Source organism: Pseudomonas sp. NA-150, assembly GCF_044336365.1.
GTDB lineage: Bacteria > Pseudomonadota > Gammaproteobacteria > Pseudomonadales > Pseudomonadaceae > Aquipseudomonas.
Genome location: NZ_CP172305.1, coordinates 5789361 through 5806377, shown reverse-complemented (window position 1 = coordinate 5806377; position 17017 = coordinate 5789361). Strand labels below are relative to the sequence as shown.

The window sequence follows — 17017 nt, the reverse complement described above, 5'->3', positions numbered from 1 at the left end:
TATGCAGCCACTAATCGTTTCTCAGCAGGTCACTCAGGGCGTCGCAGACTTTCTGCGTACCGCATTCCCGTCCACTACTACTGGTTTTGAGGACTTGCTGGAGCGCTTTTTGGCTGAGCGCAGCAATATCTTCAAAGGGCCGTATCTGACGTTGCCCCTGCCATTTCGCAAGCAGCTGAGTGGCGGCCTACCGGCTTTCCCTTGGTTACCCACCAGCTTTGTGCCCCATGCACATCAGGCCAAGGCTTTTGCGCGGCTGGCGGGCTCAGAGGCTCAATCCACGTTGGTAGCAACGGGGACGGGGTCGGGTAAGACCGAGTGCTTTCTATATCCGATCCTTGAGCATTGTCGTGTGGCGCGTGCAGAGGGGCGGCGTGGCATCAAGGCGATCATCCTCTATCCGATGAATGCCTTGGCCAGCGACCAATCTGGGCGCGTGGCCAAGGAAATCGTTAAGGCCGCTGGCCTTATTGGGATTCGTGCAGGCTTGTATGTGGGGGATGCGCCGGCTGTCGAGTCGCAAACGGTCGCCCAATTGAGCGACGGCAGTTATTCGGTGGTTACAGACCGCAATGCCCTGCGTGAAAATCCGCCGGATATTCTGCTGACCAACTACAAAATGTTGGACTTTCTGCTGCTGCGTGCAGCTGATACCCCTTTGTGGGCGCATCAGCAGCCGGACACGCTGCGTTACATGGTGGTGGATGAGCTGCATACCTTTGATGGTGCGCAGGGTACTGATCTGGCTTGTCTGATTCGCCGCCTAAAGGGGCGGCTGAATGCGCCGCCGGGCCAGTTGGTGTGCGTCGGTACTTCGGCAACGCTGGGCGATGATGGCGTTAGCGATTTGCTGGCGTTTGCTGGTGATGTGTTTGGTGAAGTGTTGGATGACAGTGCGGTTATCGCCGAGGACCGCGAGTCGGTTGGGGATTATCTCGCTGAAGCACTGGTTGAGTTCACCCAAAGCCCGCATCCCAGTGACCTGGATGTCTTGGCACCCGAGAACTACAACGACCTGCATGCCTATCTGGCGGCCCAAGCACCGTTGTGGTTCGGTGAGCCTTGCTCGGTCATGCAGGCAGAGGATTTTGCTTGGCGCTGTGGCTTAGGTAAGCACCTGAAGAGCCATTTCGCCTTCCAGAATCTTTTGCGTGATCTGGAGCGTCTTGGGCCAAAGTCCGTGTTGCTGGATGACCTGTTGGTACTGCTCAAGCGCCGTTTGCCGAACTGCGATGATGAGCGCTTTGCGCTGCTTTGGTTGTCTAGCTTGCTGTCGTTGGTGGCGCATGCACGCCAGGATGCACATCAGAACTTTTTCTTGCAGGTTAAGGTGGAAATCTGGCTACGTGAGCTGCGCCGTATGGTAGCTGTGCTGGATGCTGAACCGCAGCTTCGGCATTACGATGACTTACGTAAAGCCGATATGGAGCGACTGCATCTTCCGGTGATCCATTGCCGCGAGTGCCACGCCACCGGCTGGGGTTCTACGCAGCAAAAGATCAGCCCCAATCAACTCACCCATGATTTGCAGGCGTTTTACAGCGCGTTCTTCGCCGAGGATGTGAGTACCCGTTTTATCTTTCCTTCCAGTGCGGGGGCGAACCCAGCGGTGTTCGAGCGCAAGCAGGTATGCCCTGCCTGCGGCTCCTTGCATCAGGCATCGCAAACCGAATGCTCACACTGTGAGGATCAGCCTTTGCTGGCTGTAGATATTGCCAGCAACCTGCGTGAAGGCACGCGCAATGGCGCGAAGTTCACCAAGTCGCACCATGATTGTCCTTTCTGTGCCGGTTATAAAACGCTGACGATTGTTGGTTCGCAAGCGGCCAGTCTGGCGGCGGTGATGGTGGGACAGTTGTTTGCAACGCGCTTCAACCCGGACAAAAAGCTGATTGCTTTCTCTGACTCGGTACAGGATGCGGCGCATCGTGCAGGGTTCCTTGCCGCGCGAACCTGGCGAATGAACTTACGCCCGGCGTTGGCGCAGGTAATTGCTGATGCCTACGCAGCTGGGCGACCTGTGACATTGGAAAATTTGCCAACAGCATTCGCGCAACGTTGGCGCACGGTGTTAGGTGATGGTCATTACATTGCTAACTTCCTGCCGCCGCAAATGCAGTGGCTACGTGATTACGAGACCCTGATGGAAGAGGGAGCGCTGCCTGAAAGCAGCAACCTACCTGGCGAGTTGGCGAGGGTGTTGCCTTGGGTGCTCAATGCAGAATTTGGCCAGGATGCTCATATTGGTCGCACTCTGGTAGCTACGGGAACTGCATGCGTAGTGCCACTTGCTGGCAAGTTAGACGAAGCCGCTCAATGGCTGTTGCCACGTCTACGTGACACGCTTGAACCGTTAGCCGCCGCGCAGCTGGACGAAGTTGTTGTTTTACTGCGCGGGCTACTGGAAAACATGCAGCGCATCGGGGCTTGGCGTGATCAGGAACTAGGGTTTTATGCGCGAATGGGTAGCAGCCCTTGGGGGTATAAGAAGAATTCAAGCCAGTTCAAGCTTCTAACCAGCCCGAGGCCACCGAGGTTTTTGACACTTGCAGAGTTTGGTCGCTGCGTCAGTATAACTAAGAGCCATGCCCGTTTGTTTAGCGACTGGGCGTTCAAGACATTGCCTGCTTTGCATGATCTGGCGCTGGGCACGGATGCCTTGATTGCGCCGCTTTATCGGCTTGCTCTTGAGGCATTGGAAAGCGTTGGCTTAGCAGGTTTTGAGGAGGCTACCGAGAAGCCGGATATCCGTGTATGGGGGCTGGAGCCCTCTGCTTTCCACGTTATCTTGGGTGGCAACGTGTGGCGGTGTGCTAGCTGCCACAACACAACACTCTCTGGCCCAGAGGATGATTTTTCTGAGCAAGCGTGTCGCCGCGTTGATTGCCGGGGCGAGTTGCAGGCACTTGAGTTGCCCGGTGATTTTTATCGCAAGCTTTACCTGAATGCGGACATTCAGCGGGTGGTAGCGCATGAGCATACCGGCTTGCTGCCACGCGAGACACGCGAGGCGGTGGAGCGTAACTTCAAGTCCAACAGTGATCGCCCTGGCGGCATCAATGTGCTCTCCGCAACACCCACACTCGAAATGGGCATCGACATCGGCGATTTATCCAGTGTGCTGCAATGTTCGATTCCTCCACAGCAGGCGAACTACATTCAGCGAGCAGGACGGGCAGGGCGTAGCACGGGTAATGCGTTGCTGATGAGCATGGCGACCAGCAAGTCGCATGACCTGTATTTCTGGGATGACCCGAAAACCATGATTGCAGGTTCCGTGCAGGCACCAGGGGTTTTCCTTAACGCCTCAGCGGTACTTGAACGTCAACTTACAGCGTTCACCTTGGATTGCTGGGTGCATGAGAACGGACGGGCGGCGCAGATCCCTCAGGAAATTCGTGGGGTGTTCACTGCGATCAATAATCAGACCAACAGCAAGTTTCCTTACCCTTGGTTGAGTTTTGTGGAACAGCACCAGGCGTCGCTTCTTGAACGGTTCTTGCGCCTGTTCAATCAGGGGGAGATGTGCCCTTTGAGCGACGGTACATGCCAATGGCTGGCTAATTTCATTCAGGGCAGCAACGGTGATAGCAGCCCGTTGGCGTACAAGATCGTCAACCGTTTGCAGGGCATTGCAAGTGATGTTGAAAGCATCAAGCGCAAGCGTGAGGCCGCAGTGAAGGAGATCGATAAGCTGCAGGCATTGACGGTGCGTGGTGAGGATCAGGATTTGGAGTTGGCACGACTGCTTCAAGATCGAACTGCGCTTTCGCGTTTGATTGGCAGCATTGAGGGTAAGGCTACGCTCAATGTGCTGACTGATGAGGGCTTGCTACCCAACTATGCGTTCCCGGAGCAAGGTGTGCTGTTGCGCTCGATCATTGTGCGCGATTCAAAGCCTGGAACATCCGCTCCTGATCCGCTGACCTTCGAATATGAGCGACCTGGATCTACGGCCATCACTGAGTTGGCACCGAACAACACCTTTTATGCCGAAGGCCGGCGGGTGGTGATCAACCAGATCGACGTATCGAAGATCAAGCCGGAACACTGGCGTTTTTGTAGGCAGTGTTCCTATACCGAACCGCTGTCGTCAGGTGATCAACACCCTTACTGCCCACGATGTGGCGATACGCTGTGGCGCGACAGTGGGCGCGTACATGAGATGCTGCGCTTGACCACGGTGTTTGCCCGAACGCTGGATCGCGATAGCCGTATTGCTGACGACTCAGACGAGCGTCAGCGCGGCTTTTATGTGCGCCAAGCTTTGGTGGATAGCCCGCCTGATGCCGTGCGTCAGGCCTTTGTGATTGACGAGCAGACATTTCCTTTCGGCTTCGAGTTTCTCGATCGGGTGACTTTTCGCGAGGTGAACTTTGGTGAGCAGTCAGCGGAAGGCATGCCGATGGAGATCGGCGGGAAGGAACTCAGCCGCCCTGGTTTTAGCATCTGCCCCGAGTGCGGCACCTTACAGCGCAAGCGCAAGGCCGAGGAGCTATATCGCAACCATTCGTCCTGGTGCGCGAAGCGCAAGAACCCCGAGGCGAGCACGCAGCAGTGCGTGTTCCTCTACCGAGAGTTCACTAGTGAGGGCATTCGTCTATTTTTGCCCGAGGTGGGTTTTGCCGATACCAACGAGGCCCTGCTGAGCTTTGTGTCGGCTCTGGAGTTGGGGTTGGCGCGGCGGTTTAGGGGAGCAGTGGACCATCTGCGTATTGCCCTAGATATGCGTATGGCTGCGGGCTCAGATACGCCGCGTTGTTATCTGGTGATCTACGACAGCGTGCCAGGTGGCACCGGCTATCTCAAGGAATTGATGCGCGCGCCCGAACCGCTGTTGGAAGTATTCGACATTGCACTCCAAGCCCTCAATACCTGTACTTGCAACCAGAATGCGGACACCGATGGCTGTTATCGCTGCGTGTACCGCTATCACAACAGCCATGATCGTAAGTCTATCTCGCGACGTACAGCACAGAAGTTGTTGGGTGAGGTGATGCAGTATAAGGGAGCACTGAAGCCTGTTACCCATCTGACCGAAGCCCAGCCAGCTAACCAGTTACTGGACAGCATGCTGGAGAAGCGGTTTGTCGAAGCGCTGCGCCGTGAGCATGAAGGTGAGAAGTTCAAGCTGAGTGAGCTGTTGTTCAAGGGCAAGGCGGGCTATCAGATACAGGCTGGCTCGCGTCGCTGGCGGATGGAGTTGCAGGTCAATCTGGGAGCCAGCGATGGTGTGTTGATTCCGTGCAAGCCTGACTTCGTGTTCTGGCCGGATGATGCAGCCGACGACATGCCCGTGGCGGTTTTTGTTGATGGTTGGCAGTACCACAAAGACATCATTACTACCGATCTGGCAAAACGTATGGCGGTGGCCAAGAGCGGGAAGTTCTCAGTCTGGACGCTGACCTGGGATGATGTCGAATGCGCCTTGCAAAGCCAGGTATTACCTACGCCATCGCCTTGGCCAACTTTGCTTAATGATGATCCGCAGCAGGTAGTGCAGAAGCTGTGCGCGGCACAGGGCATCGCAACACTCTCCAATTTCAAATCGCTGCCGTCCTTTACCCAGCTGCATCAGCGTTTAGCTCATGGGCAACACCAAGCGCTCCGCAAATTGGCCGTCTCCCTGGCTGCGGGAATGTTGATGCCGCCGGGGGACACTACTGCGCTTCAAGTCCTGCGCGAAGGAGCTTTCTGGCAGCGTTTGGATGAGCTGGGTCTGCTACCAGGCCTGCAACTGCATAGGTTGAGCCTGCGTCAGCTCGGTACAGCCTGGATGCTGGCCATTGCCATGCATCCGGAGCATCTGAAGCAAGTGATGACGGGAAATGGCTCTGCAGGCTCTGAGCCTGTTTTGGTTGGCGAGTGGAAAGAAGATGGCCTGCCCGAAAGCGAGCTTCAGTTACGCTGGCAGCAACTTTGGCAGGCACTGAACTTATTGTTGCCGCTGAGTCAGATTTGGGTTGGCAACGCTGAAATGCCAGGGTTACCTGCGCTGCAGGATTGTTCTGCGCTCAAAGCAAAATCCGGCGGGCTGTCTGAGGCCTGGCGGGAAGCGCTGAGTTTGGCTGCTCATGAAGTACAAACTTGGGGCTTGGCTCTGGCTGGTTTGGACGTAACCGCCCCAGAAGTGGGTTATGAGTTGATGGATGAAAAAGGTCGCGTAATAGCAGAAGCTGAATTGGCTTGGCCAGATGTTCGTACCGCGGTACTACTGCCAGATTCTGGATCAGAGGCTGCGCTTTTTGCTGGCCAAGGTTGGCATTCTTTTACCGCTGACGGCAGTGAGTTGCCTGATGAGCTGAGAACCCTTTTGATGGAGACACTGGCATGACGCTGGCACTCAAGATTGCAATGTCCGATGACTTCCTGAAGTCGTTTTCGGTAGTTCCACGTTCTCATCAGCAGGCGGTACTGGCCTTCGTTGCAAAGTTTCGTCAGAACCCAATGGCGACCGGCATCAATTATGAGCGCATTCATGATGCCGCCGATCCGAACATGCGCTCGGTTCGGATCAACGACAATATGCGTGGCATTGTACTCAAGCCGGATGTAGGCAATGTGTATTGCCTGCTATGGGTCGATCAGCATGACGATGCCTATCACTGGGCGCGTCGCCATCGAGTCGCTATCCACCCGGATGTTGGCAGTATTCAGGTTTATGCAGTGCAGGAGGCTGCTGACACGACGGCTGCTGACACACCGGCTGAAGTGCGAGTGGCAGGCTTGTTCGATGCACTCAAAGACCGCGAAATTCGCCGCCTGGGTGTACCTGATGACCGGCTGGAAGCTGTGCGCTCTATTACTAATGAGCGCGAGCTTGAGGTGTTGGAAGCGCAATTGCCCGATGAGGCATACGAAGCGTTGTATCTGTTTGCTGCCGGCGAGACTTTCGACAAGATTATCAGTGATCAATCCGCGCCGGCGGCGGTCGACCCTACAGACTTCGGTGCTGCGCTGGAGCGTGATAGCTCACGCCGTCATTTCGTGGTGCTTACTGACGACAGCGATCTAGAAGCTTTACTGGCGGCACCTCTAGACCATTGGAGGGTCTTCCTGCACCCAAGCCAGCGTAAGTTGGTTGAGCGTGACTGGAGTGGCCCTGTGAAGGTGACCGGTGGCGCAGGTACTGGTAAAACTGTTGTAGCCATGCATCGCGCTGCAAGACTTGCACGACAATACTCTGATTTGCCCGGTCGTCCGGTGTTGTTTACCACTTTCACCAAAACCTTGGCTGAGGACATTCGCCAGCATTTGGCTCTGCTGTGCACACCGCAGGAGTTGGAGAAAATTCAGGTGGTGAACCTGGATCAGTGGGCTTCCAGTCTTCTGCGTCGTTTTGGTTATCCACATAACCTGTTGTATAACGAAGGCGACCGTCGCCGTTTCTGGCAAGCAGCCTTATCGGCGATGCCCGCATCGGTTGATCTCAGCTTGCAGTTCATGCGTGCCGAATATGAGCGGGTGGTGCTTCCTCAAGCCTGCGAAACTGTTGAGGACTATATGCGTGCCAGTCGAGTAGGCCGCGGTGGTCAGCTTGGCCGTGCGATGCGTAAGTCTATCTGGCCGGTGTTTGCCGAATACCGGGCCCAACTGCAAGCTGCCAATTTGCGCGAGCCAGAAGAAGCTTTCCGTGAGGCCTCTCAGTTGTTAAGGAAGGAGCAGCCTGCACTGGGTATCCGCTCCATGGTGGTGGACGAAGCCCAGGACATTAGCAACGCGGGCTTTGAGCTAATTCGTACGGCAGTAAAGGTAGCCGAAAACGACCTGTTTATTGTTGGTGATGCCCACCAGCGTATCTACCGGCACAAAGTCGTGCTTAGTCGGGTGGGCATCGAGGTTCGCGGCCGTAGCCATAACCTGAAGGTGAATTACCGAACCACCGACGAAATCCGTCAATGGGCCTGCGCTCAACTCGAAGGATGTGCTGTCGATGACTTGGATGGCAACGTGGACTCTCTGCGCGGTTATCGGTCTCTGACGCATGGTGATGTGCCGGATATCATCGAGTCGTCTTCCGCACACGAAGATATGCCGCATATAAAGGCGATCCTTAAACAATTGCACGACGATGGGATGGAGCCTCGACAGGTTTGCATCACTGCGCGTACTAATGACGATCTGGATAATGTCGCTCGGGCTCTGCAGCAGGCAGGTATTGTTCACTTGAAACTGGACAACTCAACCTCTGACGATTCGGCACAGCCGGGCGTTCGCCTGGCCACCATGCATCGCATCAAAGGGCTTGAGTTTAGCGTAGTGATTGTTGCCGCCTACAGAGGAGCCGCTTCCTACGCCGACCAATTAAGCCGTGATGAGGATGCAGGGGTAACCGAAGATACTGAAATTTCTGAAAGATGCTTGCTGCACGTTGCTGCTACTCGAGCAAAGAGAAATTTGTTTCTCCTAGTGCGGCCCTCTGGTGACTGAATTCTCAGACTTATACAGCTAATTTTTAGCTGTATAAGTTGGTCCAGCATTACTGGCTAACATTGCGGCGCTCTGCCAGCTTAAGCTTTGCAAGCCTCCTAAGGCTTGGGCATAAACCTACGTTTTCGCATCCGATCACCTTTTCAATCCAGTCGAATTGGCTGTCTCGGACTTGCATTCTGGCGTGTTTCAGCGCTTGAAGCGTTGCATCGGCTAAGGCTTTATCTCCGATTGAAATACGCACGGGCTCGTAAGCAAGAATATCGACTGTTGTAATTAGTCTCAGTGTTCCAAAGCGTTGGGAGGAAATTTGAGTTGCTTTTTTTTCATCAATGACAGCTGTGAACCCGTTGCTATGTGCAAGCGCGAGTGTCGCGGCTTCTCCGTCTCCGAGCGAGGCCGCTGTGGATCCGGATACCAAGTCAAAGAAGTGCTCTAGTGCAATGCCAGAAAGCTCTTCTCTCTTTAAAGTTTGATTATGGATTAGCTCCGAAAGCTGTTTCGGCTCAGGCCGGCCGTTTACTGCTCCTTGCTCAATCTCCCGTATTACATTGTCGGTGACGACAATAGGAGCCGGAACTGCTTGCAGGATTGCGCCTGCATAGCCAGTCGCCAGCAAGTTTATGATGACACTGGCGTCTAGAACGAGAATGCTATCTCGATCAGTGAGACAGCTTGAAAAGGTCATCAACCTCATCCTCTTCTGCCTCATCAAGCAACTCGCGTACTTTTGCCCTATCGAGCTTAAGCAAATCCGACATTTGCCCTTCGCTGATTAGATCTTTCTTCCACGCATCGATAGCTAATAAAAAAAGCCTCGTTGATTGCGCGCCTTCCGTAGGCGTGGAATCGTGAGCTATCGGGCCTAGTACCTGCTGGGCTTGGTCGTCGGTTATACCGCCATTATCCATGAACCAATCCCAAGTACCCTTTTTGGTCAGGTCCAATTCTTCAAGCCTCAACATCATCGCCTGGCGTGAAACACCAAAGAAACTAGCGAGCAGGATGATGTGCCGACGAGTGAGGTGAGTTGATCCAATGGTCACTTCTTTGAACTTTTCCATGACAGTACGGGCTGGCGTTAGAAACGCGCTTCCGAAAGCGTTCGCGTAACGCTCTTCACGCGAGTTTTCATACTTTTCGGCTTGATAGATCTCGGGCTGACGCCGCGTCGCTATAAAGTGCCCGAGCTCGTGGGCGCCAGTCTGAGTTTGACGATCCTTCCGATGTACTGCATTTATTAGCATACAGGCGCCAACGGCGTCGTCATAGGCAAACAGCCCAGACACTTTCGATTCAAGTCTCCGGCTATAGACACGAATTCCAAGTTGCATCTCTATGAGTGAAAACAGATCTTGAATCGGGCTCTCGCCGAGCCCTAGCCAGCTTCGGAGGCTATGTGCATCGTGCTCTGCTTGTTTGCGTACATCGCCAGGCAAGATGCTTTTTTCGGTCGGATAATTTGAGGTTTTCCGAACACCTAAAATGTTCTCAAGTTCTACTTCTGCCCTGACGAGATCATTCAGCATCCGAGCAGCTTGGTCGATGCCTGCATCACCAGTGTCTGGGAGTGAGCGGAAGCGAGGAACAAGGTCCACATGGACCGCTTCTCGGCGTAGCAAAGAGTTAGCAGATACTCCATAACAGCGGCTAAGCATCTGGATCTCGTCAAGCTTTGCAGAGCGCTGTCCTTTTTCAATGGCCACAAGAGTGGTTCGAGCAAAGCCAACTGCTTTGGCCGCTGCGTCTTGGGTCATGGCCGCGGTTTCGCGCGCGACCTTCAGTCGTTCACCCAGTTCAGCTGGGTTCAGTTCAAAGTTTGGTTTGGTCATGATGCGCCATCTATCCACTTCCTCACGAACGACTCTGATCTCATATCGCTCGTGAACGCTGACCATTCCTTGGCATGTTGCTGCAAGAGCCTGTCAAGGTTCTGCGCCACGGCATGTGGCGACTCGGCCAGAGCTCGAGCCAGTTCGGTCGTTCTGCGGCGTTTGATCAGTTCGTACTGCGAAGATTCCCGAATCGAAGAAAGGTGTTCGAAATGAAGCACCCCTGCGATAGCGTATTGTCGCAAGGCTTTAGTACAACTGGTGAATTCTTTTGCTGCGCCTGTTTCCCAGGTCGGGCTGTCTAGGGATTCCCATACATAATTCGTTGGTGGCTCCTCTAATCCTGCAGCGTGGACGCTAAGGCGGCGAAGCATACACGCGGCGCATATACCGCACTGCCTTCTTGCGCCTGAAACGGCTACCTGTCGGGATTGCTGCCAGCACGACCTGGTCGTTATCCAATTCGCGTGAGGGCCGCAGGTTTCCACAAACTCACGCAGGGTCTCGCCTTTCGTCATCCAAAGCCTGGGGAAGGTGTACTGGAATCGATAACCAAGAAGGGCTTCGATAAAGCGTTCCATAAGCTTGGTGAACACGGGGTGATTTCGATAGTCCTCATACCCATGTGCAACAGGAAGGAGCACAGGTGCAAGGGCACCTTGTCCGCTTTCGGGGATGATGGCCATTGGAGCATCAATTAGATACGCCGCAATTGCGGATATGATGCTGAACTTGAACCCGCGGCTGCGCGCACTTCTCTCGGCGCTTCTTGCGTCATCAAGTTTGACTGAATATGGGATGGCCGTGAACGGAATCCTTTGTCGCTCCCTCTTTGAAATATCATGTTGTTTGCTCCCTATTCGAAGACGAATCAGGCGTTTGCCTAGGCGCTTGCTCTCAAGTTCAGAGACCGCACGGGAGTCCATTCCATCACTGAAAGCAATGACCGCCTCTGCATCGGAAGGAAAAGATATTTGGCCTTGTGGCGGTCTCTGTGCGGCTTGCTTTCGAGATCGAAAGTTGAAATTCCAGTCGTCGCCGGTCAGGAGGTTCAGCGCGTTGACGAGCGCTCGATCTACCTTGTTACTCGACCACCGTTCAACGTCGTGTACTGGAACATGCACGATGAACCGCCTGCCCCAGCTCATGGTGCTGCGGACAAGGATGCGATCACAGAACTCGACCGCAGCGGCTATGAGAAGTGCGTCATACGTTACGGGCTCCCATTTGTCATGGGATGAGAAGGATGCGAGAGCCTCAAGATTGAACTCGATGTTCTTCTCGATGTAACACGGGACCACACCGTTTCTTTTGCGGGCGCCAGGTTCAAGTATATCTACAGCTATTTCCTTAGGCGGCAAGGTGTTCATCACAACGATACCCCGTCATCAAGACCTTCCATCTTCCTAGAGGGGAGGATTCGATTGGGCTCTGGGCCCACAAGATCCAGACCGAGTTGGGTGCTCGATAGAGTAGAAATGGCATTCTGGAGTCTCTTACTCACGTGCTCTGCTCTGTGCTCATTCGAGTCGCGAAGGTAGTGTTCTTCGATCGACCGGATGTTTGCGTGGCAGCGGTCTTTAGCGGCAAGGCCTACCGCTTCATGGAATGCTTCAATTCCAAATTTGCCTTCATGGATGAGGGTGATGCTCCATTCCACAAGATTCGTTCCAAAAACGGAGGCTGCTGCTAGAGCTTTCGCATTTTCAAGTTGATCCAGCGCAAGTTCCGGCATTTCTAGGGAGTTATCACAACCGGTAAAGACTGCTTTCAGGGCTTCCATCAGATGCCACGAGACCTCCATTCTGAAGTCACTGGCCACTGCGTACGCCGTAGCCTCAGCTATCTGGGAGGCATCGTAGGTATCTTGGTCCGCACGCTTTGCCAGTTCTTTCCATGGCTTTCGCAGCTTCAAGCTTCTATGTGGCCCATCGCTCATTTCGTCTAGCCCCCAGTGAATACCGGTTTTGACATTGTCAGATATTAGTACTAAAAATCTGACAATGTCAAAGTCACAATCAGAAAGAATGGCGGTAAGCTATTGGGTATTCCGTCTGGCGAAACCAAGCCGGTCGCCAACGATGCGGCACCAGCTTCCCGATTTCACTCGCCGGCTGCGTGGGCGGGCGTGTGAGGACGCCCTTCAAGTAGGCATACGCATCATAGCTATTGGGTTTGGCCGACTAGATTGGGCTCATAAACGCTGTGGGGAGAGGGGCCTGAGATCCGCCGAAACCCCTGAAGGTTTTTCAAAAATGTCCGCATTTAGACAAGGTTGTGGCCTTAAACGTCGGAGAATACTCCGGTCTTATCCGTCGGCGGCATTGATTCGGGTCGTGCTATTGGAGTGGCCTTGCCAGGCCAGAACCTTGGCCATGTTGGCCTCATGCCAAGGCATTGGTCGCTGCCGTGGCCCTCAGCCCGTTTGCGCCAAGGCGGGTCGATGCTCGCGGCTTTGGCGTATTCGACGCTCAGCTACGTTCTTGACGGCCCCATAAACGCAGCTACCCGAAGAGCCGATTTTCTTTCCCTGAGTCGAACGGTCTTGCGTTGGCTTTAGGTGTTGAAGGAAGATTGGGCACCTAGGAAATGTGAGTCATAGGAAGGAGTCCAACATTAGCTCGATCAGACCTATTGACTTACGCTTCGTAGACGACCTCGTCGATTTCGTCCGTGGTGCTGGTTATGTCCTGGACTTTTCAGACGTCAGTTATGCGGCTTTTTTCGCGGCAGAGCTGAATGTTGATATCGACGATCCTAAATTTGCGGTGAATGGTCGTTCGAAGGGCAAGCGTTTAAAGTGCTTCCTACAGAGTTGCAACGACTCTGATGCTGTTCGGCTGCTCGCTGCCCTTTGGGAGCATCGGAGCGAGCATCTCATTCGGACTGAATCCCCAGACCCAATCGCCAATGCAGAGCAGAGGTATCACGCATTGTTAAGTCGGCTGTCGGGTCAACCGCAGGCCGCACCGACGGCAGCGAAACCGGTCGAGCCGGTAATTGAAGGGTGTAAATTCGCCACATTCAAAAATATCCTTTTAGAAGTCGGTACGCTCCTGCCTCACGCTCGTGGCTATGCTTTCGAGGCATTTCTCAAAAACCTCTTCGATGCATTTCAGCTGGCAGCCCGAGAACCATTTCGGCTTAGAGGTGAGCAAATAGACGGTAGTTTTGAGCTGGACAACGAGGTTTATCTGCTCGAAGCGAAATGGCACGGCCAACCCATTGGTGTCGCCGACTTGCATACGTTTCATGGGAAGATCGAGCAGAAGGCTGCTTGGACTCGAGGACTATTTGTAAGCAATAGCGGGTTCACAGAGGATGGTCTTGCCGCCTTCGGCCGAGGCAGGCGGGTGATTTGCATGGATGGATTAGATCTGTGTCTCGTCCTGAATAAGGTTTACACCTTCTGACCTATCTTCAGGAGGATGTAATGGAATCAGGCAAAAGGCGGAGCCAGCGTGACTACACGCTAGCCTTTAAATTATCGGTCGTAGACCAAGTCGAAAAAGGCGAGTTGGGTTATAAAGAAGCCCAACGGCGCTATGGCATCCAAGGCCGGTCCACGGTGCTGGTCTGGTTACGCAAGCATGGTCGGCAGGACTGGAGCCTAGGCGCATCAATTCGAGAGCCGAGGAACAGGTCCATGACCGAACCAAACCTCCCGTTGACGCCCGAGCAACGGATCAAAGAGCTTGAAGAACAGTTGGCGCTAAGCAACCAGAAAGCGCAGTTCTTTGAAGCTGTCGTGAACGTTCTGAAAAACGACTACGGTGTTTGCGTCGTAAAAAAGCGATCCGGCAAGTCCTCACCCAAGGGCAAATCAAAGACCTGAGCATTTCCAGGGCTTGCCAGTTCATGGGCATTTCCCGACAGGCATATTACAAACGTAACCGAGCGTTTGACGCGCGCGCGAAGAGCGCCCAAACCGTAATGGGCTTCGTTCTTGAGACGCGCCTTCAGTTGCCTCGGTTAGGTACTCGCAAGCTGCATAGTCTGATGCACTCAGAGCCCGACGAGGCCCTGAAGGTCGGTCGAGACCGGCTGTTTGATATCTTGCGTGACCGCCGTCAGCTGGTTCAGCGCAAGCGTGCCTATCACAAGACAACTGACAGCCATCATCGCTTTCGCCGACACCCCAACCTGCTCAAACCTGGCCCTAATCAGGCTGTGGCTACAGGTCCCGAGCAGGTTTGGGTCGCAGATATCACCTACTTGCCTACGCAGCAAAGTGTCGTTTATCTGAGCTTGGTGACGGACGCTTACTCTCGCAAGATTGTCGGCTATCACGTGCATGAAAGCCTGCACACGGCATCAGTCATCCAGGCAATGAGTAAAGCGCTGCGACAAAGGAAAACCGATCAGCTACTGGTTCATCACTCGGATAGAGGTGCCCAGTATTGCTCTGATCTTTACCAAAGGCTGCACGCCAAGCATGGCGTCAGGTGTTCGATGACCGATGGCTATGACTGCTATCAGAACGCGCTCGCAGAGCGTGTGAACGGCATTTTGAAAACAGAATTCTTGCTGCACCGCCCCAAGGACTTGGCTGATGCGACCCACATGGTTGGAGAGTCTGTAAGGATCTACAACGAGAAGCGGCCCCACCTAGCCTTGAAATACAAAACGCCCGATGCGGTGCATCGGGCGTTTTTGAAGTGAAACAGGTGTAAACCTATTTCAGGACTAGACACTGTACGAAATGTTAGATCGGGAGATTTCGCTATCCGAACTCCTCAAGATCAAAGTCCGCCGCGCGGCAGAGACCGGTTCCCCCTTCATTCGCGTTCGCGATCTGTACCCTAAGTGAATCATTCATTCGACGATAATTTTTCTGCAGATGATGGCGTATTGACCCGCCAAAATTGCTGCTCTACCGTCCCTCTTCGATGCCCTAGGCTAATGGCTGCGCTATCGTGCCCGACCTGAATTTTGAGTTTCAAGACAACTACACGAGCGTTCAAGTTAATTGTGCGCTTCGCCCCAGAGGTGGACTCAATCTATGCCTGCTGCAGCTGCCTGCGTCCATTGATGAGGCCTTAGGAGATCTAAGTCGGACGACTGCGTTGAATGTTCTGCGCAATCTGCTCGAGGCTGGGCCAGATGGGACGAGACCTGCCCTGTCCACGATAGCGCCAGGTGGTGACCCTGTGCTCATTGTTGCACCGGAGTGGGCATTGGGCTCAGTGGACTGGAACGCTGTTGACGCTCTTGTCAGAGGTGTCGATCGACCACTCGTTTTGGTCAGCGGATTTGGTGTCTCGTCGGGTGAAGCTGTACTCGAATGGTATGGGGCGCCCTCCGAAGACGGCACGGTTAGGCACCTCGCCTGGGAGCAGGCTCGTAATGGCATCAGCCCTGCGATGCGTGTGAATGGCGGTTGGTGTTGGATTCATGAGCCAAACGGTCAGACGCACTGCATCACTTATCTTAAAAATGTTCTCCAGCAAAGTTATGAGGCAATCGAGTTAGACGATGTGCAGGCCCATGACACACTTTTGCATCTGCGTTTCAACGACTTGGACCTATTTCCTCTGATCTGTGCTGATTTACTGATGCCTGCAGGGCAGAATGGGCGTTCACCCCAAGCACGTATCTACCGCAAACTCGAGAGCCTGAACAATGACCGTCCAGCGCTCATCGTAGGTTCCTTGCTCCAGACGGGATACAACCAGAATTGGGGAATCGCTATTGACTCCCTTTTGAACCACGTTCTTGCGGGTCGATGGGGAGTAGTCGCCCTATGCAACGTGTCTCACGATAGGCCCGTTGCAGATGAGGCGAACGATAAATGGAGAAGTCTCAGTGGTGTTTTTGCGTCATTTACTGAGATGCCTCACGGTCAGAAAAGTCTCACTGCGACGCGGGCGCTGAGTTCTCAGGGCATTGTGGGAGCGGTGGTACGAGCTACACACCCATCAGTCACTGCAGGTATTGTGTATTGGCCGCCATACACCCCTGTTAACAGCTTGCTGATTTGGAGAGGGAATATGGTTTGCCCTATTCAGAACACAGGGATGATGCTCCCGGTGCCGGCTGCTCCTAACAAGGTCACCTATGAGATTGAGCGCTTTTTACGTAGGTATCCGCCTGACATGAATGCAGCCCCGCGGCTAGATGCAGGCATCGCCGAAATCGGCGAACATTTGCGCACTATCCAATCAGCCGACTCGAGTTCCATGCTCAACACCATTTTGGAGGGCACAAGCTCCCTCAAACCGGTCGATCCTGACGCAGTTTATGATCCTGAAGTGATCAGCGCTCTTCGAGCCGGCCTTCACGCGCTAGCAACGCTGAAATCGATTGATGGAATAGATTGGCAAGACTCTCCTGGTGCCGCTGGTCAACTCATCGTCCGCGCTCAAAACCGGCATTTACTAATATGGCGTTCTCATAACGAGTCACCTAGGGCGCTAAAACGTTCTCTCGGAGAATGGCGGGATAGAGGTGGTCCACATCCGCCTTTAATCGTTCTAGGAGCGACTCGTTATGGCGACCTAGACAGCGGAGAGATCGCACCAGAGAGGCGCGATGACATCAGCACCACTCCAAGGGGCAATGCTGATCTTCGCGCTGGTGGGTCACTTGCACCCGTGACAGGGGACATAAGGGGTCTCAGAGGCATGCGCAGAGTAGCCGGTCTCGGATTGTCGAAAGCCGCCGCTGTCTACACAGAATACGTGGCATCAGAAGATGACGAGCGAGTCGCGGAATTGCTCGGTCAGATCGCCTCTTTTTTTAGGGAGTAAAGATGC

General features: G+C 54.1%; 9 protein-coding genes. 5 read left to right on the top strand and 4 right to left on the bottom strand.

The window, feature by feature from the left end; genetic code table 11:
- The first annotated feature begins 1 nt into the window (after position 1).
- Both ACF0H7_RS27255 and ACF0H7_RS27250 read left to right on the top strand, forming a co-directional pair.
- Entirely contained in the window at positions 2–6334 is a 6333-nt protein-coding gene (locus tag ACF0H7_RS27255) for a DEAD/DEAH box helicase (RefSeq protein WP_397449924.1), read from the top strand.
- A complete protein-coding gene (locus ACF0H7_RS27250) occupies positions 6331–8430 on the top strand; it encodes a UvrD-helicase domain-containing protein (RefSeq protein WP_397449923.1) in 2100 nt (699 codons plus the stop codon). The genes ACF0H7_RS27255 and ACF0H7_RS27250 overlap by 4 nt, the downstream gene beginning before the upstream one ends.
- Positions 8431–8479: 49 nt before the next feature.
- On the opposite strand, the gene ACF0H7_RS27245 is transcribed toward ACF0H7_RS27250, so the two are convergent.
- From ACF0H7_RS27245 to ACF0H7_RS27230, 4 genes are read right to left on the bottom strand one after another with little or no spacing between them, the layout of a single operon-like run.
- Complete coding sequence (locus ACF0H7_RS27245) at positions 8480–9118, bottom strand: hypothetical protein (protein ID WP_397449922.1); 639 nt, start codon at positions 9116–9118, stop codon at positions 8480–8482.
- Entirely contained in the window at positions 9093–10262 is a 1170-nt protein-coding gene (locus tag ACF0H7_RS27240; protein WP_397449921.1) for an ImmA/IrrE family metallo-endopeptidase, read from the bottom strand. The genes ACF0H7_RS27245 and ACF0H7_RS27240 overlap by 26 nt, the downstream gene beginning before the upstream one ends.
- Positions 10259–11632, bottom strand: a complete 1374-nt coding sequence (locus ACF0H7_RS27235) for a 7-cyano-7-deazaguanine synthase (protein WP_397449920.1) — start codon at positions 11630–11632, stop codon at positions 10259–10261. Before ACF0H7_RS27235 ends, ACF0H7_RS27240 begins: the two co-directional genes overlap by 4 nt.
- Positions 11632–12045, bottom strand: a complete 414-nt coding sequence (locus tag ACF0H7_RS27230) for a hypothetical protein (RefSeq protein ID WP_256344199.1) — start codon at positions 12043–12045, stop codon at positions 11632–11634. The genes ACF0H7_RS27235 and ACF0H7_RS27230 overlap by 1 nt, the downstream gene beginning before the upstream one ends.
- A gap of 808 nt (positions 12046–12853) precedes the next feature.
- Between ACF0H7_RS27230 and ACF0H7_RS27225 the strand changes: the two genes are divergently transcribed.
- The 3 genes from ACF0H7_RS27225 (at position 12854) to ACF0H7_RS27215 (ending at position 17011) form a co-directional block, all read left to right on the top strand.
- Complete coding sequence (locus tag ACF0H7_RS27225) at positions 12854–13675, top strand: restriction endonuclease (protein ID WP_397449919.1); 822 nt, start codon at positions 12854–12856, stop codon at positions 13673–13675.
- Positions 13676–13695: 20 nt separating this feature from the next.
- A protein-coding gene (locus ACF0H7_RS27220) for an IS3 family transposase (RefSeq protein WP_397448421.1) occupies positions 13696–14924 on the top strand; the annotation gives its coding sequence in 2 pieces (ribosomal slippage) (positions 13696–14047 and positions 14047–14924; 1230 coding nt in all).
- Positions 14925–15412: 488 nt separating this feature from the next.
- A complete protein-coding gene (locus ACF0H7_RS27215; protein WP_397449918.1) occupies positions 15413–17011 on the top strand; it encodes an ABC-three component system protein in 1599 nt (532 codons plus the stop codon).
- Positions 17012–17017 lie beyond the last annotated feature (6 nt).

Excerpts from the sequence above, each read along its gene's own strand:
- ACF0H7_RS27255 (WP_397449924.1), top strand. The coding sequence starts at position 2 with ATGCAGCCACTAATCGTTTCTCAGCAGGTCACTCAGGGCGTCGCAGAC.
- ACF0H7_RS27250 (WP_397449923.1), top strand. The coding sequence starts at position 6,331 with ATGACGCTGGCACTCAAGATTGCAATGTCCGATGACTTCCTGAAGTCG.
- ACF0H7_RS27235 (WP_397449920.1), bottom strand. The coding sequence starts at position 11,632 with ATGAACACCTTGCCGCCTAAGGAAATAGCTGTAGATATACTTGAACCT.
- ACF0H7_RS27230 (WP_256344199.1), bottom strand. The coding sequence starts at position 12,045 with ATGGAAGCCCTGAAAGCAGTCTTTACCGGTTGTGATAACTCCCTAGAA.
- ACF0H7_RS27245 (WP_397449922.1), bottom strand. The coding sequence starts at position 9,118 with ATGACCTTTTCAAGCTGTCTCACTGATCGAGATAGCATTCTCGTTCTA.
- ACF0H7_RS27240 (WP_397449921.1), bottom strand. The coding sequence starts at position 10,262 with ATGACCAAACCAAACTTTGAACTGAACCCAGCTGAACTGGGTGAACGA.